We start from the raw sequence: 16,119 nt of genomic DNA, 5'->3' as shown, positions 1-16,119 counted from the left end.
ATGACAATCGATCGGCGAACCCTGCTTCTGGTGTCGATGGCGGCGCTGCTGCCGGGTCAGGCTGCAGCGGCATTGCAGCTGCGTCCGCCATCACCCGAAACCTTCGACTATGGGCCGGCCAAGCTCGACATTTATTCCCGCGATGGCGCAAGCGGCCTGCCGGTCGTCTTTTTCGTCCATGGCGGCGCCTGGCGGGTCGGCAACCGCAACAACGTCAACTCCAAGCCGCAATTCCTGCTCGACAATGGCTTCTGCTTCGTCTCGATCGACTACCGGATGCTGCCTGAAGCCGACGTCGCCACCCAGGCCGCCGATGTCGAACTGGCGTATCGCTACGTCCGCGCCAACATCGCCAGCCATGGCGGCGATCCGGACCGGATCGTCGCGATGGGCCATTCGGCCGGCTGCCATCTCGTCGCGCTGACCGGCCTGCGCGGCGGCCTGCCCGGCGTCGCGGCGCTGGTCCTCGACGATACCAGGGCCTACGATCTGGAGGCGTTGGCCAGGAGCGGCGGCATGGCAGGGGTCTATGCCCGCGCCTTTCCCGATCCGGCGCAGTGGCGGGCGCTGTCGCCGGTCACCTATGTCGACGGCCGCAAGCATCCGCCGACGTTCATCGCCTATTCGCGGGCGAAAACCCGCGCGGCGGACGCGCAGGCCTTTGCCGGGCGTCTGGGCGCCACCGGAACCAGGGTCACGCTGTTCGATGGCAGCGCCTATTCGCACATGTCGATCAATCGCGACTTCGGCACCGAAGGCGATGCGTTGACCGCCGCGGTGATGGCTTTCCTGAGGGCGAGCCTCGGCTGAGTTACCAGTTTGGATGGCGGCAGGCAGGTGAGGGGCGCGCAGACGCGGGAACGAGGGCCGGCTAAAGCCGAAGCGATTTTTGTGACTATGGTCATTGGCCGTGGTCACATCTGACCCTATATGGTGAACGGCAATTTTGTTCATTGAGGTGGCGCATGACCGCGCAGGTGTCGAAATCGAAGTTCAAGGCAAAGGCTCTCGAGTATTTTCGTCAGGTTGAAACGACTGGCGAGCCAATCATTGTGACCGATCACGGCCAGCCCACATTAGAGATACGACGCTATGAATCGGTTGCGCGCGACCCTTTGGAGGTGCTGCGTGGGTCTGTCCTGCGTTACGACCGCCCGACGGATCCGGTGGCCGAAGATGATTGGGAAGCCAGCAATTGATCGTGTTGGACACGCATGTTCTCGTCCGCTGGGTCGGCGGTGAGACCGATCTGCTTTCAGAACCAGCACTTCGCGCAATCGAGCGGGAGAGGTTAGGCGGCGAGATTTTGATCTCCTCGATATCAGCATGGGAAATCGCCATGCTGGTTTCCAGGGGGCGTCTCCTACTATCGATGGATGTGGGTGAATGGCTGGCGACGGTCAGCAAGCTTGAAAAATTGAGCTTCATTTCCGTCGACAATGAGATCGCCGTAACTAGTACCGAACTTCCGGGAGAGTTTCACAAGGATCCGGCTGATCGGATCATTGTTGCGACCAGTCGAAAATTTGCGGCACCTTTGGTGACCGCGGATCACAAGCTGCGAGACTATCGATATGTAAAGACAATCTGGTAGGGCAACTACCAGCGGGTCTTTTCGCCGGGCGCCGCCGGCTCGATCGCCAGGGCATGGACGCCGGATTTCAATTCCTCGGCCAGCAATGCGTTGACGGCGCGGTGGCGTTCGACGCGGCTCATGCCGGCAAAGGCGGGCGCGACGATGCGGACGCGGAAATGCGTCTCGCCGGTGCCGTCGAAGGTGGCGTGATGGCCGGAATCCAGATGATGATGGCCGGCATGGAGATGGCTTTCGTTGATGACGGCCAGCCGTTCCGGCGAAAACGCCTTTTTCAGCTTGTCTTCCATCGTTGCCTGTATGGACATCGCCGCTTCCCTTCACCACATCTATGTCATCGCACAAAATTCGCCGTTCGCCGGTTTTATGCCGCGATTCAGCGGTTAGGGCGATCATCGCGAAAATGTCAATTCTTGTTTCGCATCAGCGAACAGCCCATAAATGGGTGAGATGAAGCCGTACCCAAAATATTTCGAAAAGATTCGCATCCGCCCGGAGAAGGACGCGGAGCTGAAGTCGCGCTCACCGATCTGCCAGTGGGATGGCTGCAAGGAGGCCGGCACCCACCGCGCCCCGGTCGGACGCATGAAGGAAGGCGAGTACTTCCAGTTCTGCTTCGATCATGTGCGCGAGTACAATAAGGGCTTCAATTATTTCTCGGGCGTTCCCGACACCGAGATTGCCCGCTTCCAGAAGGAGGCCATGACCGGCCACCGGCCGACCTGGAAAATGGGCGTCAACGGTGCTTCGACACGCTCCTCGCCCGACTTCGCCCAGGCGCGCTCCGGTCGCGCCGGCTACTACAACCGCATGCGCGATCCGTTCGATCTGTTCAAAGGCCCGAAGGACCCGCGCGAAGCACGCGAGCGCAAGGCCAAGCCGCTTGAGGCCAAGGCACTGGAAACGCTTGGCCTTGATACAAAGGCGACTGGCAAGGATATCAAGGCGCGCTATAAGGAACTTGTGAAACGCCACCATCCGGATGCGAATGGCGGCGACAGAGGTTCGGAAGACCGGTTCCGCGATGTGCTCCAGGCCTATCGCGTGCTCAAGCAGGCAGGTTTGTGCTGAGCGACCTTACGGTTCGTGTCGCTTTCCAACTTTCATAAGGTTGGAAAAGGCTCTAAGACCGCCCCCGAACAAAATCGATTGCCAGCGAAACGCGGCGTTTCGCTTGTGGAGACGTTGATAGAGATGAACAAGGTCGATCGCGACATCGCCAACCTGCCCGACACCACGGTGTCGGTGAAGGAGACATTCGGCTTCGACTCCAAGATGGTGGTGCCGGCCTATTCGGTGACGAGCGAGCATGTGCCCGACATCGACCCGGACTATCTGTTCGACAAGAACACGACCATGGCGATCCTCGCCGGCTTTGCCTACAACCGCCGGGTCATGGTGTCGGGCTATCACGGCACCGGCAAATCGACGCATATCGAGCAGGTCGCCGCCCGCCTCAACTGGCCCTGCGTGCGCGTTAATCTCGACAGCCATGTCAGCCGTATCGACCTCGTCGGCAAGGACGCCATCGTCGTCAAGGACGGGCTGCAGATCACCGAATTCCGCGACGGCATCCTGCCCTGGGCCTATCAGCACAATGTTGCGCTGTGCTTCGACGAATACGATGCCGGGCGTCCGGACGTGATGTTCGTCATCCAGCGCGTGCTGGAATCGTCGGGCCGGCTGACGCTGCTCGACCAGAGCCGGGTCATCCGCCCGCATCCGGCCTTCCGGCTGTTTTCGACCGCCAACACGGTTGGGCTGGGCGACACCACCGGACTCTATCACGGCACCCAGCAGATCAACCAGGCGCAGATGGACCGCTGGTCGATCGTCACCACGCTGAACTATTTGCCGCACGACAATGAGGTGAACATCGTGCTGGCCAAGGCCAAGCACTATCGCGACGGCAAGGGCAAGGAGATCGTCAACAAGATGGTGCGCGTCGCCGACATGACGCGCTCGGCCTTCATCAACGGCGATTTGTCGACGGTGATGAGCCCGCGCACGGTCATCACCTGGGCCGAGAATGCCGAGATCTTCGGCAATATCGGCATGGCGTTCCGGCTGACCTTCCTCAACAAATGCGACGAGCTGGAACGCTCGCTGGTCGCCGAGTTCTACCAGCGCGCCTTCGGCGAAGATCTGCCGGAATCGGCTGCCAATGTGGTGCTGGGCTAAGCAGAGTCTCGATGGCGGGTCCGGGCGACAACACGCGAAACAAATCCAAGACCGGCGCTGAGAACGACAGCTTCAAGCGCGCGGTTACCGTCTGCATGCGCGCCATCGCCGGCGACAAGGACCTCGAAGTCGGCTTCGCCAAGGACCGGCCGGCGCTGGCCGGCAGCCGCGCCCGGCTGCCCGAACTGCCGAAGAAGGCATCGAAAGCCGATATCGCCATCACCCGGGGGCTCGGCGATTCCATGGCGCTGAAGCGCGCCTGCCATGATGCGCGCATCCACACCAGGCTGGCGCCAGAAGGCAAGCAGGCCCGCGCCATCTATGACGCGGTCGAGCAGGCCCGGGTCGAGGCGATCGGCAGCCGCGCCATGCAGGGCGTTGCCGACAATATCGGCTCGATGCTCGAAGACAAATACGCCCGGGCCAACCTCGTCGACGTCAAGGACAAGGCCGACGCGCCGATCGAGGAGGCGCTGGCGCTGATGGTGCGCGAAAAGCTGACCGGCCGCACTGTGCCGAAGAGCGGCGAACGGCTGGTCGATCTCTGGCGGCCTTGGGTCGAGGAAAAGGCCAGCGCCGACCTCGACGGGCTGTCGGCAAAGCTCGACGACCAGCAGGCCTTTGCCCGCGTCGTGCGCGAGATGCTCGCCTCCATGGAAATGGCCGAGGAACTCGGCGACGACCAGGAGACGGAAGACTCGGAGGACAACGACGAAAACCAGCCGCAAGGCGAGGAGCAGAGCGAGGAGGGCGGCGAAGACGATTCCGGCTCCGAGCAGTCGCAGTCCGAAGATACCGAGGCATCGTCCGACGACGAGCAATCGGCCGAGACCGAGGCCTCCGACGCCACTGCCGACGACCTTTCCGACGATGACGACGCCGACGCGGAGACGCCCGGCGAGGCGCGCCGCAACGACAATCCCTTCACCAATCTGCCGAAAGAGATCGACTACAAGGTCTTCACCACGGCCTTCGACGAGACCGTAGGCGCGGAGGAACTGTGCGAGGAGGAGGAGCTCGACCGGCTGCGCGCCTTCCTCGACAAGCAGCTCGCCAACCTGTCCGGCGTCGTCGGGCGGCTGGCCAACCGGTTGCAGCGCCGCCTGATGGCGCAGCAGAACCGCTCCTGGGATTTCGACCTCGAAGAAGGTTATCTCGATCCGGCACGGCTGGTGCGCGTCGTCATCGACCCGATGCAGCCGCTGTCCTTCAAGCAGGAGCGTGATACCAAATTCCGCGACACGGTGGTGTCGCTGGTGCTCGACAATTCGGGTTCGATGCGCGGCCGGCCGATCACGGTCGCGGCGACCTGCGCCGACATCCTGGCGCGCACGCTGGAACGCTGCGGCGTCTCAGTCGAAATCCTCGGCTTCACCACCCGCGCCTGGAAGGGCGGGCAGGCGCGCGAGAAATGGCTGAAGGAAGGCAAGCCGCCGAACCCCGGCCGGCTCAACGATCTGCGCCACATCATCTATAAATCCGCCGACCATCCGTGGCGGCGGGCGCGCCGCAATCTCGGCCTGATGATGCGCGAGGGCCTGCTCAAGGAAAACATCGACGGCGAGGCGCTGCTTTGGGCGCACAACCGGCTGATCGCGCGGCCGGAGCAGCGCAAGATCCTGATGATGATCTCGGACGGCGCGCCGGTCGACGATTCGACGCTGTCGGTCAATCCGGGCAATTATCTCGAGCGGCATCTGCGCGCCATCATCGAGCTCATCGAGACGCGCTCGCCGGTCGAGCTTTTGGCCATCGGCATCGGCCACGACGTCACCCGCTACTATCGCCGCGCCGTCACCATCGTCGATGCCGAAGAACTGGCCGGCGCCATGACCGAGCAACTGGCCTCGCTGTTCGCCGAGGAAACCGTGCGCGACACGCGGCGCGGCGGCATGCGGCGCGCCGGATGATTTTTTCCCGCGGCGGCTTTTGGCAAACGCTTTTGGCCGCCATTGTGTTGCTAGGCATCAGTTTGGCGCCGGCTGTCGCTGCCGGCCCTGCCTCGGTCGAGCCGGCCGAAATCTCGGCACGGCCGATCAGCGAATTCCATATCGGCCGGCCGGACAAACAGTTCGGGCCGCTCGAATTCGTCGGCGGGCTCGAAATGACCTCGCCGACGCGCGATTTCGGCGCGCTGTCGGCGCTTCGGTTCCTCAAGCCGGGCAGCGATTTCATCGGCGTCGCCGACACCGGCTTCTGGTTCTTCGGCACCCTCGTCCACGATGCCGACAAGCGGCCTTCCGGCATTCAGAATTTTCGCATGCAGCAGATGGTCGACGCGGCCGGCCAGCCGATCGACCTGAAATGGGCGGTCGATGCCGAAGGCCTCGCGGTCCAGGACGGCATTGCCACGGTCGGCTTCGAGCGCGATCACCGTATCGCAGAGTTCAAGATCGACCCGGCCGATATGAAGGCGCCGTTCAAGCAATTGGACTTCCTGATCCCAGCCTGGGAACTTCGCCGCAATCGCGGCTTTGAGACCGTCACCCGCGCCCATCCTTACGGACAGCACCAGGGCGGGCTGGTCGTGGTGTCGGAAAAGAGCCTCGACAAGGCCGGCAACATCTTTGCCGCGATCATCGAAGGGCCGCACAAGGGCGTCTTCACCGTCAAGCGCAATGGCGATTTCGACATCACCGACGGCGCCCTCCTGCCGGACGGCGACCTGTTGCTTCTGGAGCGCAGTTTTTCGATGGCCGGCGGCGTCAAGATGCGGCTGCGGCGCATCTATGGCGAAAGCGTCGAGAAGGGCGCCGTCGCGGACGGGCCGGTGCTGCTGGAAGCCGACATGGGTTACCAGATCGACAACATGGAAGCGCTCGACGTCTGGACCCGCGACGACGGCGCGCTGATCGTGTCGCTGATGTCCGACGACAACCACTCGATCCTGCAGCGCAACCTCTATCTGGAATTCATCCTGCACGAGGATTGACGCGCGATCGGCCATTGATCGGCTGTTGGCGATGCTGGCATTTCCGCGCCGTTTCGCAGCGCATGCAATTTCCCATGGCGATTTCCCCTCGCAATGACCCGCGTCGCGGGTTTCCAACCGGCTCTCACCATCTGCAAAAATACTTTAGTTGTGGCTTGACAATTTGTGTCATCGGCGAAATACTCAAGTCCATGCTTAACTATTCCGAGATCGACAGCATCCTGCGGGCTCTTGCCGAGCCGACGCGGCGGGCAATCCTGGAAAGGCTGGGCCGCGGGCCGGCCACCGTCAGCCAGCTGGCGGAGCCGTTCGGCATGACCTTCGCCGCGGTGCTCCAGCATCTCCAGGCGCTGGAAGCGTGCGGGCTGATCCGCAGCGAAAAAATCGGACGCGTGCGCACCTGCCGGATCGAGCCCGGCGGGCTCGCCCCGCTCGCCGACTGGATCGCCGCGCGCCGCACGCCGGCCGAACGCCACCTCGACCGTCTCGGCCAGATTCTGGCGGAGACTGACCAACCGAACGCAACACTCCACGACCAGGAAAAGGACGAAGAGAAATGAACCAGATTGCGCCCGTGAACGACCACTCCGTCATCCATTCGACCTTCACGATCGAGCGGACCTATCCGCAATCGCCCGAGCGCGTCTTCTTCGCCTTTTCCGACAAGGCGACAGTGCGGCGCTGGCGCGTCGAAGGTGACGGCTTCACCATCGCCGAGTTCACCTTCGATTTCCATGTCGGCGGCGGCGAGGTTTCGCGGTTCAGCTATCAGGGCGGCCCGGAAATCAGGCTCGATGCGCAGTTCCAGGACATCGTCCCTGACCGACGCATCGTATTTTCCTACCGGATGGCGGTCGGGCCGCAGCCGCTGTCGGCGTCGCTCACCACCGTCGAGCTCGCACCCTCCGGCGACGGCACTCGCCTGACCTATACCGAACAGGGTGCGTTTTTCGATGGCATTGATTCAGCGCAAGGACGCGAAGAGGGCACGCGCGGGCTGCTGCAGGCGCTCGCGGCCGAGCTTCAGAAAGCGAAGTAGTAGGTGTCGGCATGGGAGCCCAAAACAGCAATCCGCCCGAATTGCTTCCGCTATGCTTTACTCGCGAGCCAGACGATGTGACGAGCGCCGCGCTTGCCGTGAGCCCGCACCTTAACCTCGTCGACCGTGAAGCCCGCCTGCTTGAGCCTTCGGGTGAAACCTGCGTCAGGGCCCTGCGACCAGACCGCCAGCACACCGCCGGGCTTGAGCGCGGCGCGTGCGGCGTTGAGGCCGGTGCCGCTGTAGAGCGCATCGTTGGCCTTGTAGACGATGCCCTCGGGGCCGTTGTCGACGTCGAGCAGGATCGCGTCCCAGGCCGATGCTTGCGAACGGATGAGTTGACCGACATCGGTCTCGTGAACACTGACGCGCCGGTCGTCAAGGCAACCGTCGAAAACCTCGGCCATCGGGCCGCGCGCCCACGTCACGACTGCCGGCACCAGTTCGGCAACAGTGACCTGCGCATCGTCGCCGAGCTCGGCCAGCGCCGCGCGCAAGGTAAAGCCCATGCCCAGGCCGCCGATCAGGATGCTTGGGTTCCGGCGGCCGGCAATCCTTTGACGGGACAGTTTGGCCAGCGCCTCTTCGGAACCGCTGAGCCGACTGTTCATCAGCTCGTTGGCGCCAAGCATGATCGAGAATTCGCCGCCGCGCCGTTTCAGGCGAAGCTCCTGTCCGCCGTCAGGCGTTTTTGCCGAGTCCAGCTGAAGCCAGGGGATCATGCTCGATAGTCTTTGAGCATGATCTTGTCCGAAAACCGGTTCCCACTTTTCGCTAACGCGGACCTTCGGTTCGGGATCATGCTCTATGCCGCCAGTGCCGGCTGGCTCCAGCGGGCGGCAAGCAGCCGGTAAGGGATCAGCGCTACCACCGCTATGATCAGCTTGACGCTGAGATCGCCGAGCGCCCAGGATATCCAGCGCATCGTCTCGACTGGCAGCACGCCCATCAGCGGTGCGGTCTCCAGCGCAAAGCCATCGTTCGGGCCGGCGAAGGCGAAGGCCGCCGCGAAGGCGACGGTAAAAAACACCACCGTATCGAAAACGGAGCCGACCAGCGTGCCGACAATCGGCGCGCGCCACCAGCTCTGCCGGCGCAGCCGGTTGAACACGGTGACGTCGAGCAATTGCGCGGTGAGGAAGGCGGCACCCGACGCCGCGGCAATGCGCACCAGCCGGTCGGCGGCGGTCTCGAATTCGATCAGGCCGTGGCGAAACAGCAAGGGCGGGATGACGATCGAGCAGACCACCGCGGTCATGAAGCCGACAAAGACGATCCTGCGCGCCACCGCCGGGCCGTAGCGGCGATTGGCGAGATCGGTGACCAGGAAGGAGAACGGATAGGTGAAGGCGCCCCAGGTCAGGATGTCGGCCAGCGACAACCCGCCGATTGCGCCCTGCATCGGAAACTGCACGAGGATGTTCGAGGCCACGACGACGAGCGCCATGGCGGCCACGAAGGGCAGGTATCGCGAGAGGAAAATCATTTTTTTATCCTGGGTAATGGAACCAGCGGAACGCGATCCGGAGTTCGGATCACGCCCTGGAAGGCTGCCGCCGAAAAATTCAGGCGGCCGGCTGTTCGGCGAGCTTCTTGGCGATCTGCTTCTTCAACAGGCGGGCGCGCTGCGACAATTGCTTGGCATCGGCCTTGGCCAGGAAGGCATCGAGGCCGCCGCGATGCTCGACCGAACGCAGCGCGTTGGCCGAAATGCGCAGGCGCACATTCTGGTTCAGCGCTTCAGAGATCAGCGTCACATTGACGAGATTGGGCAGGAAGCGACGCTTGGTCTTGTTGTTGGCGTGGCTCACATTGTTGCCGGACATGACTGCCTTGGCAGTGAGTTCGCAGGTGCGGGACATGATACTAACCTTCGGTTCTCGGTCCTGGCCAAACATTCGACCCGCGCCGGGTGGCGCGCGGTTTCGGTCAGGCGGCCTTATGGAAAAAGTTGGCGTTCCATAGTTGCATTTCGCCGATGCGTCAAGCTTGGGGTTGGTTCGGGAGAGGGAATCGCACCTTCAAGAAATGAGCACCAGTGGTGAAGCTACCGATCTCCCCACTTGCGGGGGAGACGGCCGGCAGGCCAGAGGGGGTGCTGTCCCTCCGACTTAGCACCTTGCAGCCAAAACTCTCGGCACTGGGAGGATAAAGCTGGATCTTGGCGATCCTTCCTACCCCCTCTGCCCTGCCGGGCATCTCCTCCGCAAGGGGGAGATCGGCAAATTCATCGAGCGCCACATTTTGTTCTTGCTTTGTGCCGGCAGCTATGCTACTAATTTGGGTATGGTGCTGATTCGCGCCGACGATCCGCCCTCCGAGGCGGGTTTTTCATTTCTGGCTTCCGTCACCTCCCACCGACCAGCCCTAACGTTCCCTGCCGACGCCGCCTTCACATTAAGGCCGGAATTCAGCCTATAAGCGGTCACACAGGGACATGCCAGATCGCCCGTCTCCGGTCGACAATCAAGGACCCGCCATGCCTCGTTCTTTCCTCAATGCCCTGATCGCTCTGTTGGCCGTCGCGCTGCCGACGACGGCTTCGGCCGCAGAACCGCAATCCTTCACGGGCGAGTATTCGGTGTCGTTCCTCGGCCTCTCCGTCGCCAAGGCGAAATTCTCCAGCCATTACGAGGGCGACACCTATTCGATCGAGGGCAGCGTTTCCGCCGCCGGGCTCGCAACTTTGTTCGACGACACGCAAGGCACGATCTCGTCGAAGGGCAAGATTTCGGGCAAGCGATTGCAACCGCAGGCGTTCCACGCCGACTACACGTCCGGCAAGAAGGCGTCGATGATCGACATCCAGTTTGCCAATGGCGTCGTCACCTCGACCAAGGTCGTGCCTGAGCCGAAGAAGCGCAATCCCGAGAATTGGATACCGCTGGTCGGCAGCGATCTCGTATCCGTCCTCGATCCGATGGCCGCGACCGTCATCCATGCCGACAGCCTCGACCAGGTCTGCGGGCGCACGGTGAAGCTCTATGACGGCGAAATGCGTGCCGATCTGAAACTGACCTACGAGTCGAAAGGGTCGATCTCGGTGGCCGGCTACGAGGGCGATACGGTCACCTGCAGGATGGGCTTCGAGCCGGTGGCCGGCTACCGCAAGAACCGCAAGGCGCTGAACTACCTGAAGAAACGCAGCCGCATCATGGTGACGTTTGCACCGGTCGGCCAAAGGGGCGTATATGCGCCGATCCGCGCCACGGTCAGCACGCAAATCGGCCCGTTGACGGTCAGCGCGGAGCGGTTCGAAGCAGACGAATAGGCGTGATGGTGCGCCGCCAACGGGGCACGGGGCGACGGGTATGGCGCGCGCAACACTGATCGGCTTCTCCGCGGTCGCCATGTGGGCGCTGCTGGCGCTGTTTACGGATGCTTCGGGTTCGGTGCCGCCGTTCCTGCTTTCGGCAATCACCTTTACGATCGGCACCTGCGTCGGCCTGGTTGCCCGGCTGTTCATGCCGGCAGCCGATGGCGCCGCGAAGATACCGCGCCAAGTCAAAATACCACGCAAAGTCTGGGTGATCGGCATTGCCGGCCTGTTCGGCTACCACTTCTTCTACTTCACCGCGCTGCGCAATGCGCCGGCCGTCGAGGCCAGCCTGATCGCCTATCTGTGGCCGCTGCTGATCGTGCTGGGATCGGCGCTGATGCCTGGCGAGCGGCTGGCCTGGAACCATATCGTCGGCGCGCTGCTCGGCCTTGCCGGCACGTTCCTGATCGTCACCAAGGGCGGCGGACTTGCCTTCGATGCGCGTTATGCCTTCGGCTATGCGATGGCCGGCGTCTGTGCGGTGTTGTGGTCGTCCTATTCGCTGTTGTCGCGGCGCTTCCCGTCGGTGCCGACCAGCATCGTCACCTGGTTCTGCGCCGCCACGGCGGCCCTTTCGCTGGTCTGCCATCTGCTGCTTGAACAGACGGTGCTGCCCAACGGCGCCGGCCAGTGGCTGGCCGTGCTCGGCCTCGGTCTGATGCCAGTGGGGGCGGCGTTCTATGCCTGGGACATCGGCGTCAAGCGCGGCAACATCCAGGTGCTGGGGGCGGCAAGCTACGCCGCGCCGCTGCTGTCGACACTGGTGCTGATCGCCGCCGGCTTCACCGAGCCGTCATGGCGCATCCTAGCCGCCTGCGTGCTGATCACCGGCGGCGCGGCACTGGCGGCGAAATCGCTGTTGCTGCGCAAGAGGGCCACGAGCGAGGCAAACGCTTGATGCCGTTTCCCGGCGGCATCGATGCCAATGCCAATGCGACGCTGCTGTTTTCATTGGCGGCGGCGGTGATCTATGCGTTCAGCCTCGGCATGCCGCCGCGTCTTTCGCGGTCGGCGGCAAGGACATTGGCGGTGGCGATGCTGGCGGTGCTGGTCGTGCAGCAGAGCGGCCCATGGCTGCTCGTCGCCGCACTGGGCGTCAGCGCCGTCGGCGACGCCTTCCTGTCGCGCGACGGCGAGAAGGCATTTCTTGGCGGCGCGGCCAGTTTTCTTGCCGCTCATGTGCTTTACGTCGTGCTGTTCCTGCGTGCCGGCGGCGGCCTCGGGCTGCTTCTGGCCGAGCCGTGGCGGGCAGCGATCGTGCTGGCGATGGTCGTGTTGGTGCTGGCGATGGTTTTCGCGCTCCGGCGCCGCGTCGGCCCGGCACTGCGCCTGCCGATAGGCCTTCGTGTGGCGGCAATTCTCGCCATGGGCATTGGCGCGCTTACCCTGAGTAGTGCCTGGGTCATCGGTGGCGTCGCCCTGCTCATATTGTCCGACGGGCTGCTTGCCGCGGAAAAGTTCCTGCTGCCCGCCATCTCGCCGCACCGTGCCTGGATGCGCCATGCGGTCTGGGCGCTGTATTACGCCGGCCAGCTGGCGATCACCCTGGGTTTCGTTTTAGGCTAGGCATGTCGATATTCAGATGATGCCGGCCTGCAAACGGCGAAAGATCCGACGCTTGGTGCCCATGGGCAAGCCTTTGTGACGCAATCCTCGAGGTCGTCAGATCAGAGGGTAAAAATTCTCGCTTGACCTAGAGCTGCTCCAGCTTGGTAGCCTAGCGCACAATCGGCAGGGTAGGCGACACATGCGCATTTCGGAGGCGGCAGCTACAAGCGGACTGGGTATCGACACTATCCGCTATTATGAAAAATTGGGTTTGCTTCCGAAGGTCAGGCGAGGACGTGACGGGAGGCGGGACTTCTCGGCAGAGAATGTCGAATGGCTAATACTCCTGTCCTCGCTGCGCGAGACAGGTATGCCCATGGAGCAGATGCGATACTTTGCGCGGCTTTATCAGCGGGGCAGCGAGACTCTGCCCGAACGGAAAGCGGTTCTTCTTGATCACGCAGCGCATCTGGACAAGCGGCGAGCTGCGTTGGATGGCTGCGCCGAACTCCTTGCCTACAAGCTCAAACGATATGACGAGATGGCAGAAGAAATATCATGAGAATTATTGTCGTCGGCGCGGAAGGTGACATCGGCAAAGCGGTTTGCGACGAGTTGGGTTCCCGCCACGCGATCATCAAGGCCAGCCGCTCTAGTGGCGACTTTCAGGTTGATATGGCTGACCGCGCATCGCTCGATGCCATGTACGCCAAATGTGGCAAAGTGGATGCCGTCATCTCTACCGCAGGCAATGTCCATTTCGGGCCGCTTGGCAAGTACACCGAAGAGACGTTCATGCTTGGCCTGCGCCATAAGGTCATGGGCCAGGTCAATCTGGTGTTGGCAGGGTTGGCCACTGTCAGCGATGGCGGCTCGTTCACACTGACTAGCGGAGTGCTCGACTGCGATCCCATTCGGATGGGAACAGGGGCGGCAACAGCGAACGGCGCGCTCGGCGGTTTTGTCCTTGGTGCGGCGATCGAGATGCCGCGCGGTCTTCGCATCAATGTTGTGAGTCCCGGACTTCTGGACGTGTCCGTGCCGAGATATGGCGAGTGGTTCCCCGGTCACGAGCCCGTTTCGTCGAAACGGGTGGGGCTCGCCTATGCGAAGAGCGTGGAAGGGGCCATCACCGGCCAAGTGATCATCGTCGGGTAGTTTCGCAGAAATCCTAAGTGTTGGGACATATTGGTCGCCCCCTGAATATCAAGGGTAGTTTCCGTTGCAAAATTTCGGAGGTTCGAGAGTGACTCTTGCGACAACCTGAACGACGGCTTTCCATCCTGAGCGGCTGTTGTCGTTGGGTACCAAGCGTCAGGTCTTCACCACTACGGCGTGCCCGGCAGCCAGCCTGGTTCGGCCAATTCGAAGGCGGCGAAATCGAAGCCCGGCGCCACGGTGCAGCCGACCAGCGTCCATTCGCCGAGGCTGCGTGCCGACTGCCACCAGCCTGCCGGCACGACGATCTGCGGCCGCTCGCCTGCGGCAAGCGCCGTGCCAAGGATCTCCTCGATGACGGGACCGCCTTCTCGATGTATCGACAGCGCCAGCGGCGCACCGTCATAGAAGTGCCAAACCTCGGCCGCGTCCTTGACCCGGTGCCAGGCCGACAATTGGTCCTTCTCCAGAAGGAAATAGATCGCCGTCGAATGGCCGCGCGTGCCTGCCGCGCCGTCGCGAAAGGTTTCGGCATACCAGCCGCCTTCCGGATGCGGCTTCAGGCCGAGCAGGGCGATGATTTCGGCGGAACTGGTCATGCCCTAGCTCCTGGTGCCGCTCAGAAATTGTCCTTGCGCTTGCGGATCTCGGCGAACACTTCGGCGTCGGAGGCCTTTTCCAGGCCGAGATGCCTGCGGATCGCCGGATCGTGCCAGCGCAGGAACGGATTGGTCGACAGTTCCTCGCGGATCGTCGTCGGCAGCGTCGGCTTGCCGTCGGCGCGCAGCGCCTCGATCTTGGCGGCACGCTCTTTCAGCGCCGAATTGGTCGGGTCGACGGTCAGCGCGAAACGGGCGTTGGCCAGCGTATACTCATGTCCGCAATAGACGACCGTCTCGGCCGGCAGCGCTGCGAGCTTTTTCAGGGATTCGTACATCACCGGCGGCTTGCATTCGAGCAGCCGCCCACAGCCGAGCGCAAACAGCGTATCGGCGGCGAATGCCACTTTTGACGCCGGCAGGTGATAGGTGACATGGCCTGCGGTGTGGCCGGGTGTGGCGATGACCTCGATCCGCTCATCGCCGAGGTGGACGACCGAGCCTTGCTCGACGGTTTCGTCGATGCCGGGAATCTTTGCCTTTTCGGCTTCCGGCCCGACGATGCGCAGCTTGAAACGCTCCTTCAGCGCCAGATTGGCCTCGACGTGGTCGAGATGGTGGTGGGTGGTCAGGATCATCGTCGGCGTCCAGCCGGTGCGCTTGATGGCGGCCAGGATCGGCGCCTCTTCGGGTGCGTCGATGAGCGCCGTCTGGCCGCTTTTGGGGTCATGCACCAGCACGCCGAAATTGTCGCTGCGGCACATGAATTGTTCGATCTCGACCGGCATCATATCTCTCCGTTTACAGGCGCAGACATAGGGCGCCTGCCAGCTGATGTCATCTGCCTTTGTTGAACTTGGACTGCTTCGAAGCTACCGTTCCGCCCATGCATTCAGATATTGTCGACCTCCGTTCCTTCTATTCGACCACGCTCGGGCGCCTGGCCGAACGCTCGATCACCATGGCGCTGTCCTCGCTATGGGCTGTTGTGCCCAACGAGCGGCTGGTCGGCCTCGGCTACACCTTGCCATGGCTGGAGCGCTTCGGCAGCGATGCCGAGCGCGTCTTTGCCTTCATGCCGGCGACGCAGGGCGCGGTGGTCTGGCCGGCGACGGGGCCGACGGCGACCGCCCTGGTCTTCGACGAGGAGCTGCCGCTGGTCGATTCCTGTATCGACCGCATGCTGCTCGTCCATTCGCTCGAACATGTCGAGAACCCGCGCGAGACGCTGAACGAGATCTGGCGGGTGCTGTCGCCGGCCGGCCGTGTCGTCATCGTCGTGCCCAACCGGCGCGGCGTCTGGGCGCGCTTCGAGCATACGCCTTTCGGCAATGGCCGGCCGTTCTCGCGCGGCCAGCTGACCGAATTGCTGCGCGAAGCGAATTTCACGCCGGCGGCATGGTCCGATGCGCTGTTCTTTCCGCCGTCGCCGCGACGTTTCATGATGCAGTTCCACAATGTGCTGGAGCGTGCCGGCCGGCGCTTCTGGCCGATCTTTTCGGGCGTCATCGTTGTCGAGGCGCAGAAGCGGCTCTATCAGGGCGTCCCGGTGGCGCAGCGCGCCTCCCGCCGCGTCTTCGTGCCGGTTCTCTCGCCGCATGGCGCGCCGACGCTTGGCCGGCTGTCGGGGGCCGAACGTCCGGCGTCGCCAGGATGACGCGTTCGTGATCCGACGCAGGCTTTTTCTCACCTATCTGTCGCGGACGGGTTCGCTGCCCGATTGAAGGCATATGCGGTCGATCCTATCAC

21 protein-coding genes are annotated in these 16,119 nt (G+C 63.0%); 15 read left to right on the top strand and 6 right to left on the bottom strand.

Features of this window, described 5'->3' with window-relative positions:
- The 3 genes from NKH01_RS24935 to NKH01_RS24925 all read left to right on the top strand — a co-directional run bounded on the left by NKH01_RS24935 (window position 1) and on the right by NKH01_RS24925 (window position 1,594).
- Complete coding sequence (locus NKH01_RS24935) at window positions 1-810, top strand: alpha/beta hydrolase (protein ID WP_352483488.1); 810 nt, start codon at window positions 1-3, stop codon at window positions 808-810.
- Window positions 811-965: 155 nt separating this feature from the next.
- Window positions 966-1,199 carry a type II toxin-antitoxin system Phd/YefM family antitoxin gene (locus NKH01_RS24930; protein WP_023721134.1) on the top strand — a complete coding sequence of 78 codons (234 nt, stop codon included), beginning with the start codon at window positions 966-968 and terminating at the stop codon, window positions 1,197-1,199.
- Between the two features lie 2 nt (window positions 1,200-1,201).
- Window positions 1,202-1,594 (top strand): type II toxin-antitoxin system VapC family toxin, encoded by a 393-nt coding sequence (locus NKH01_RS24925; RefSeq protein ID WP_245278670.1) that lies wholly within the window; start codon window positions 1,202-1,204, stop codon window positions 1,592-1,594.
- A gap of 5 nt (window positions 1,595-1,599) precedes the next feature.
- Here NKH01_RS24925 and NKH01_RS24920 read toward each other — a convergent pair whose 3' ends face one another.
- Window positions 1,600-1,902: a BolA family protein gene (locus NKH01_RS24920; RefSeq protein WP_023721132.1), complete on the bottom strand. Its 303-nt coding sequence runs from the start codon at window positions 1,900-1,902 to the stop codon at window positions 1,600-1,602.
- A 133-nt stretch (window positions 1,903-2,035) separates the two neighbouring features.
- On the opposite strand from NKH01_RS24920, the gene NKH01_RS24915 reads away from it, so the two are divergent.
- From NKH01_RS24915 to NKH01_RS24890, 6 genes are all read left to right on the top strand, one after another.
- Entirely contained in the window at window positions 2,036-2,665 is a 630-nt protein-coding gene (locus NKH01_RS24915) for a J domain-containing protein (protein WP_036238769.1), read from the top strand.
- A gap of 123 nt (window positions 2,666-2,788) precedes the next feature.
- The gene (cobS, locus tag NKH01_RS24910; RefSeq protein ID WP_023721131.1) at window positions 2,789-3,775 is read left to right on the top strand and encodes a cobaltochelatase subunit CobS; all 987 of its coding nucleotides are present in this window, start codon (window positions 2,789-2,791) and stop codon (window positions 3,773-3,775) included.
- Between the two features lie 11 nt (window positions 3,776-3,786).
- Window positions 3,787-5,685, top strand: a complete 1,899-nt coding sequence (gene cobT, locus NKH01_RS24905; RefSeq protein WP_023721130.1) for a cobaltochelatase subunit CobT — start codon at window positions 3,787-3,789, stop codon at window positions 5,683-5,685.
- The gene (locus NKH01_RS24900; RefSeq protein WP_353022894.1) at window positions 5,682-6,707 is read left to right on the top strand and encodes an esterase-like activity of phytase family protein; all 1,026 of its coding nucleotides are present in this window, start codon (window positions 5,682-5,684) and stop codon (window positions 6,705-6,707) included. The genes cobT and NKH01_RS24900 overlap by 4 nt, the downstream gene beginning before the upstream one ends.
- Window positions 6,708-6,898: 191 nt before the next feature.
- Window positions 6,899-7,267: an ArsR/SmtB family transcription factor gene (locus NKH01_RS24895; protein ID WP_352483563.1), complete on the top strand. Its 369-nt coding sequence runs from the start codon at window positions 6,899-6,901 to the stop codon at window positions 7,265-7,267.
- A complete protein-coding gene (locus NKH01_RS24890; protein ID WP_352483490.1) occupies window positions 7,264-7,746 on the top strand; it encodes an SRPBCC family protein in 483 nt (160 codons plus the stop codon). Before NKH01_RS24895 ends, NKH01_RS24890 begins: the two co-directional genes overlap by 4 nt.
- A 50-nt stretch (window positions 7,747-7,796) precedes the next feature.
- Here the strand turns inward: NKH01_RS24890 and NKH01_RS24885 are convergent, their stop codons facing one another.
- From NKH01_RS24885 to rpmB, 3 genes are all read right to left on the bottom strand, one after another.
- Window positions 7,797-8,468, bottom strand: coding sequence for a spermidine synthase (locus tag NKH01_RS24885; protein WP_023721126.1), 672 nt, complete (start codon window positions 8,466-8,468; stop codon window positions 7,797-7,799).
- An 83-nt stretch (window positions 8,469-8,551) separates the two neighbouring features.
- Entirely contained in the window at window positions 8,552-9,232 is a 681-nt protein-coding gene (locus tag NKH01_RS24880) for a queuosine precursor transporter (RefSeq protein ID WP_353022892.1), read from the bottom strand.
- A 79-nt stretch (window positions 9,233-9,311) separates the two neighbouring features.
- Entirely contained in the window at window positions 9,312-9,608 is a 297-nt protein-coding gene (rpmB, locus tag NKH01_RS24875; protein ID WP_023721124.1) for a 50S ribosomal protein L28, read from the bottom strand.
- 617 nt (window positions 9,609-10,225) lie between these two features.
- On the opposite strand from rpmB, the gene NKH01_RS24870 reads away from it, so the two are divergent.
- From NKH01_RS24870 to NKH01_RS24850, 5 genes are all read left to right on the top strand, one after another.
- Window positions 10,226-11,017: a DUF3108 domain-containing protein gene (locus NKH01_RS24870; RefSeq protein WP_353022890.1), complete on the top strand. Its 792-nt coding sequence runs from the start codon at window positions 10,226-10,228 to the stop codon at window positions 11,015-11,017.
- Window positions 11,018-11,057: 40 nt separating this feature from the next.
- A complete protein-coding gene (yddG, locus tag NKH01_RS24865) occupies window positions 11,058-11,963 on the top strand; it encodes an aromatic amino acid exporter YddG (protein WP_353022888.1) in 906 nt (301 codons plus the stop codon).
- Complete coding sequence (locus NKH01_RS24860; RefSeq protein ID WP_353022886.1) at window positions 11,963-12,631, top strand: lysoplasmalogenase family protein; 669 nt, start codon at window positions 11,963-11,965, stop codon at window positions 12,629-12,631. The genes yddG and NKH01_RS24860 overlap by 1 nt, the downstream gene beginning before the upstream one ends.
- Window positions 12,632-12,812: 181 nt before the next feature.
- Window positions 12,813-13,175, top strand: a complete 363-nt coding sequence (locus tag NKH01_RS24855) for a MerR family transcriptional regulator (RefSeq protein WP_352495627.1) — start codon at window positions 12,813-12,815, stop codon at window positions 13,173-13,175.
- Window positions 13,172-13,771, top strand: a complete 600-nt coding sequence (locus NKH01_RS24850) for a short chain dehydrogenase (protein ID WP_353022883.1) — start codon at window positions 13,172-13,174, stop codon at window positions 13,769-13,771. The genes NKH01_RS24855 and NKH01_RS24850 overlap by 4 nt, the downstream gene beginning before the upstream one ends.
- A gap of 170 nt (window positions 13,772-13,941) precedes the next feature.
- On the opposite strand, the gene NKH01_RS24845 is transcribed toward NKH01_RS24850, so the two are convergent.
- Window positions 13,942-14,370, bottom strand: a complete 429-nt coding sequence (locus NKH01_RS24845; RefSeq protein WP_352483497.1) for a cupin domain-containing protein — start codon at window positions 14,368-14,370, stop codon at window positions 13,942-13,944.
- Between the two features lie 20 nt (window positions 14,371-14,390).
- A complete protein-coding gene (gene gloB / locus NKH01_RS24840; protein WP_353022881.1) occupies window positions 14,391-15,158 on the bottom strand; it encodes a hydroxyacylglutathione hydrolase in 768 nt (255 codons plus the stop codon).
- 98 nt (window positions 15,159-15,256) lie between these two features.
- Here gloB and NKH01_RS24835 point away from each other — a divergent pair, with 98 nt between their 5' ends.
- A complete protein-coding gene (locus tag NKH01_RS24835; RefSeq protein ID WP_352483498.1) occupies window positions 15,257-16,027 on the top strand; it encodes a class I SAM-dependent methyltransferase in 771 nt (256 codons plus the stop codon).
- The last annotated feature ends 92 nt before the right edge of the window (window positions 16,028-16,119 follow it).

Source organism: Mesorhizobium sp. M1403, from assembly GCF_040317695.1.
Taxonomy (GTDB): Bacteria; Pseudomonadota; Alphaproteobacteria; order Rhizobiales; family Rhizobiaceae; genus Mesorhizobium.
The sequence above is the reverse complement of the archived record's forward strand: the minus strand, read 5'-3'. Positions and strand labels throughout refer to the sequence as shown.

Coding starts and splice junctions, on each gene's coding strand:
- NKH01_RS24935 (WP_352483488.1), top strand. CDS start 1: ATGACAATCGATCGGCGAACCCTGCTTCTGGTGTCGATGGCGGCGCTG.
- NKH01_RS24930 (WP_023721134.1), top strand. CDS start 966: ATGACCGCGCAGGTGTCGAAATCGAAGTTCAAGGCAAAGGCTCTCGAG.
- NKH01_RS24920 (WP_023721132.1), bottom strand. CDS start 1,902: ATGTCCATACAGGCAACGATGGAAGACAAGCTGAAAAAGGCGTTTTCG.
- NKH01_RS24915 (WP_036238769.1), top strand. CDS start 2,036: ATGGGTGAGATGAAGCCGTACCCAAAATATTTCGAAAAGATTCGCATC.
- cobS (WP_023721131.1), top strand. CDS start 2,789: ATGAACAAGGTCGATCGCGACATCGCCAACCTGCCCGACACCACGGTG.
- cobT (WP_023721130.1), top strand. CDS start 3,787: ATGGCGGGTCCGGGCGACAACACGCGAAACAAATCCAAGACCGGCGCT.
- NKH01_RS24900 (WP_353022894.1), top strand. CDS start 5,682: ATGATTTTTTCCCGCGGCGGCTTTTGGCAAACGCTTTTGGCCGCCATT.
- NKH01_RS24895 (WP_352483563.1), top strand. CDS start 6,899: ATGCTTAACTATTCCGAGATCGACAGCATCCTGCGGGCTCTTGCCGAG.
- NKH01_RS24890 (WP_352483490.1), top strand. CDS start 7,264: ATGAACCAGATTGCGCCCGTGAACGACCACTCCGTCATCCATTCGACC.
- NKH01_RS24885 (WP_023721126.1), bottom strand. CDS start 8,468: ATGATCCCCTGGCTTCAGCTGGACTCGGCAAAAACGCCTGACGGCGGA.
- NKH01_RS24880 (WP_353022892.1), bottom strand. CDS start 9,232: ATGATTTTCCTCTCGCGATACCTGCCCTTCGTGGCCGCCATGGCGCTC.
- rpmB (WP_023721124.1), bottom strand. CDS start 9,608: ATGTCCCGCACCTGCGAACTCACTGCCAAGGCAGTCATGTCCGGCAAC.
- NKH01_RS24870 (WP_353022890.1), top strand. CDS start 10,226: ATGCCTCGTTCTTTCCTCAATGCCCTGATCGCTCTGTTGGCCGTCGCG.
- yddG (WP_353022888.1), top strand. CDS start 11,058: ATGGCGCGCGCAACACTGATCGGCTTCTCCGCGGTCGCCATGTGGGCG.
- NKH01_RS24860 (WP_353022886.1), top strand. CDS start 11,963: ATGCCGTTTCCCGGCGGCATCGATGCCAATGCCAATGCGACGCTGCTG.
- NKH01_RS24855 (WP_352495627.1), top strand. CDS start 12,813: ATGCGCATTTCGGAGGCGGCAGCTACAAGCGGACTGGGTATCGACACT.
- NKH01_RS24850 (WP_353022883.1), top strand. CDS start 13,172: ATGAGAATTATTGTCGTCGGCGCGGAAGGTGACATCGGCAAAGCGGTT.
- NKH01_RS24845 (WP_352483497.1), bottom strand. CDS start 14,370: ATGACCAGTTCCGCCGAAATCATCGCCCTGCTCGGCCTGAAGCCGCAT.
- gloB (WP_353022881.1), bottom strand. CDS start 15,158: ATGCCGGTCGAGATCGAACAATTCATGTGCCGCAGCGACAATTTCGGC.
- NKH01_RS24835 (WP_352483498.1), top strand. CDS start 15,257: ATGCATTCAGATATTGTCGACCTCCGTTCCTTCTATTCGACCACGCTC.